Consider the following 2,814-nt stretch of genomic DNA (forward strand, 5'->3'; position numbering starts at 1 on the left):
GTCGCTGGCGGCAATCTCGGCGCGGATCGCCGGGGTGGTGCGCGCCAACTTGTGCAGTCGCACGATCATGATCGCACTCCTTCGGATGACACCTCGCCGCCGACTCCCGCGCCTCGCAGCAGCTCTTGCAGGATGCTGCGTGCCAGCAGGTATCCACGGCGGCTGGGTATTATGTGATCATCCGGGATGCGACAGCCTTCACGTCCTGATTGAACGCCATCGGCTGACCAGCAACGCAGATCGGCACGTCATTCAAGAGGGTCATTCCGCGAGTGAGCAAGAAGGCGGTGCCCGCGGGAACCACCTTCGTCCCGTTCTCTGCGCCATTTTCCGTGACGTGATCTTGCGTATCTTCGAGCCGAAAGCGCTTCATGTCCTTCGCCGTGACCCAGGGAATAGTCCCTCCCCAATAGTCAGCGCGATCTTTGGATGGCGTACCTCCGGAAAGGAAGTCTGCTACAGCACCAAGCGTGGTCTCTGCCCACTCATTCGCCATACCCAAGCTCCTTCAGGTTGGCTTCAATTGCCACATCCATCCACGCCGCTTCCGCCCGCTGCCCGCACCACTTATCCGCCATACCCGTCTTCCCTCTGTTCATCAAACAGCCTCAAGTACGGCGCGAACACGAAGCGCCGGTTGCGCGCATAGCCGGTGATCTCGCGTAGCAGGCCGATGCCTTCCAACCTGCTGACGATCTGGTTGGCGCCAGCGGGAGTGAGGTCCAGCCATTCGCGCACGGTGGCCACGTTGACGATGGGGTGGTCGAACAGGCGGTCCATCACGCGCTGGCCGTTGGCCGCGGCGCGGCCCAGCCCTTCGGTGATGCGGGCGCGGAATTCTTCACGCATGCGCAGGATGGCGGCGGCGGTCCGGGCGGCCTCGCGGCTGACACTGACCACACCTTCCAGGAAGAAGCCCAGCCAGCCTTCCCAGTCCCCGGCGTCACGCACGGCCTGCAGGCGCTCGTAGTACGCGCTGCGGTGCTGCTTGAAGTAGTGCGAGAGGTAGAGCACCGGCTTGCCCAGCAGGCGCTTTTCCGTGAGCAGGAAGGTGATGAGCAGGCGCCCCATGCGGCCGTTGCCGTCGAGGAAGGGATGGATGGTTTCGAACTGGGCATGCGCCAGCCCCACCTGGATCAGGGGCGGCAGGCCGGCGCCGTCGTGCAGGAACCTTTCCAGGTCGGACAGGGCGCCGGGCACCTCGTGCGGCGGAGGCGGCACGAGGGTGGCATCGGCCAAGGTGCAGCCGCCGGGGCCGATCCAGTTCTGGCTGGTGCGCAGCTCGCCCGGCGCGAGGCGTCCGCCGCGCACGCCCTGCATCAGTTCGCCGTGGATCTCGCGGATCAGGCGCACGGAGACGGGCAGGTCGGCCAGCCGGGCCAAGCCATGATTCATGGCGCGCACGTAGTTGGCCACCTCGTTCACGTCCCTGGGGGTATCCGGGTCGAACAGTTGCGCCTCGGCGGCCAGCAGGTTCTGCAGGGAGCTTTGCGTGCCTTCGATCTGGCTGGAGAGCACGGCCTCCTTGCGGACATACATGAACACGAACAGGTCGGGATTGGGCAGCGTGAGCACGGCGCCATCCAGCCGCCCCAGGGCGTAGTCGGCCTCCGACAGGCGCTCGCGCAGCGGGCCGGAGAGGTCCAGGGGCGGATCCGGCGGCAGGGGCGCGGGGATGAAGGCCCGGTAGCCGGTGGGCTGCTGCAGGTAGCGACCGGCCCGGAAGCGCATGGGATGGGGTGTGTTGATCATGAACCGTGATGGGCCGCTTGTTAAACGTAGCGTTTAGTATGGTCGGGTTCCAGAGCCGAGTTCAACGCGGCGTTGAAAAGCCCAGGGCCTCCAGATTGGCCTCGATCGCTGCATCCAGCCGTGCCGCTTCCGCCCGCTGCTTGCGCCACTGTGCTGCCAGCCGCGCCATCTTTACTTCGAATGGTTCGCCGTCGTCTTCCTGCGCCGCGGCGCCCACGTAGCGCCCCGGCGTGAGCACGTAGTCGTGCCTGCGGATCTCGTCCAGCGTGGCGGACTTGCAGAAGCCGGGCACGTCGGCGTATTCGCCGGCATCCTTCTCGCCGCGCCAGGCGTGGTAGGTGTCGGCGATCTTTTTGATTTCCTCATCGGTCAGTTCGCGCCGGGTGCGGTCCACCATCACGCCCATGTTGCGGGCATCGATGAACAGCACCTGCCCGCGGCGGTCGCGCAGCCTGGTCTTCCTGACCAGGCCGTTGCTGCGGCCCTTGGCCAGGATCCAGAGGCAGGCGGGGATCTGGGTGGAGTAGAAGAGCTGGCCCGGCAGCGCCACCATGCAGTCCACCACGTCCGCTTCCAGCATGGCCTTGCGGATCTCGCCTTCGCCGCTCTGGTTGGAGCTCATCGAGCCGTTGGCCAGCACCACACCCGCGGTGCCGTTGGGGGCGAGGTGGTGGTAGATGTGCTGCAGCCACGCATAGTTGGCGTTGCCCACGGGCGGCACGCCGAACTGCCAGCGCACGTCTTCGCGCAGTCGCTCGCCGCCCCAGTCGGAGATGTTGAACGGCGGGTTGGCGAGGATGAAGTCGGCCTTGAGGTCGCGCAGCTCGTCCTTGTGGAAGCTGCCTTCGTTGTTCCAGCGGATGTCGGCTGAACCGCCCCGGGAATCTGAGAGGCGATTGGGTTTGAGTATCAGGCGGTCTCCGGCTTGTGCTGGAGCTGCCGCCAGTAGTTTGCCTCAGCCTCGGCGGGCGGAATGTGGCCGATGGGTTCCAGCAATCGCTCGTGGTTAAACCAGTGCACCCACTGCAGCGTTTTGATCTCCACGGCCTCGCGACCCTGTCC

2 protein-coding genes and 2 pseudogenes are annotated in these 2,814 nt (G+C 65.7%); all 4 read right to left on the minus strand.

The genetic code is table 11. The annotated features are described in order from the left end of the window. Positions 1-169: 169 nt before the first annotated feature. The gene (locus tag A9O67_RS13350) at positions 170-496 is read right to left on the minus strand and encodes a restriction endonuclease subunit S (protein ID WP_156682233.1); all 327 of its coding nucleotides are present in this window, start codon (positions 494-496) and stop codon (positions 170-172) included. Between the two features lie 71 nt (positions 497-567). Beyond that, the gene (locus A9O67_RS02625; protein ID WP_197484408.1) at positions 568-1,752 is read right to left on the minus strand and encodes a Fic family protein; all 1,185 of its coding nucleotides are present in this window, start codon (positions 1,750-1,752) and stop codon (positions 568-570) included. Positions 1,753-1,813: 61 nt separating this feature from the next. Beyond that, positions 1,814-2,632 (minus strand): annotated as a pseudogene (locus tag A9O67_RS02630) (N-6 DNA methylase); the annotation flags it as partial. A gap of 29 nt (positions 2,633-2,661) precedes the next feature. Beyond that, positions 2,662-2,814, minus strand: a pseudogene (locus A9O67_RS13355) (IS3 family transposase); the annotation flags it as partial.

It is taken from the genome of Tepidimonas fonticaldi (assembly GCF_001675355.1).
GTDB lineage: Bacteria > Pseudomonadota > Gammaproteobacteria > Burkholderiales > Burkholderiaceae_C > Tepidimonas > Tepidimonas fonticaldi.

Coding starts and splice junctions, on each gene's coding strand:
- A9O67_RS13350 (WP_156682233.1), bottom strand. CDS start 496: ATGGCGAATGAGTGGGCAGAGACCACGCTTGGTGCTGTAGCAGACTTC.
- A9O67_RS02625 (WP_197484408.1), bottom strand. CDS start 1,752: ATGATCAACACACCCCATCCCATGCGCTTCCGGGCCGGTCGCTACCTG.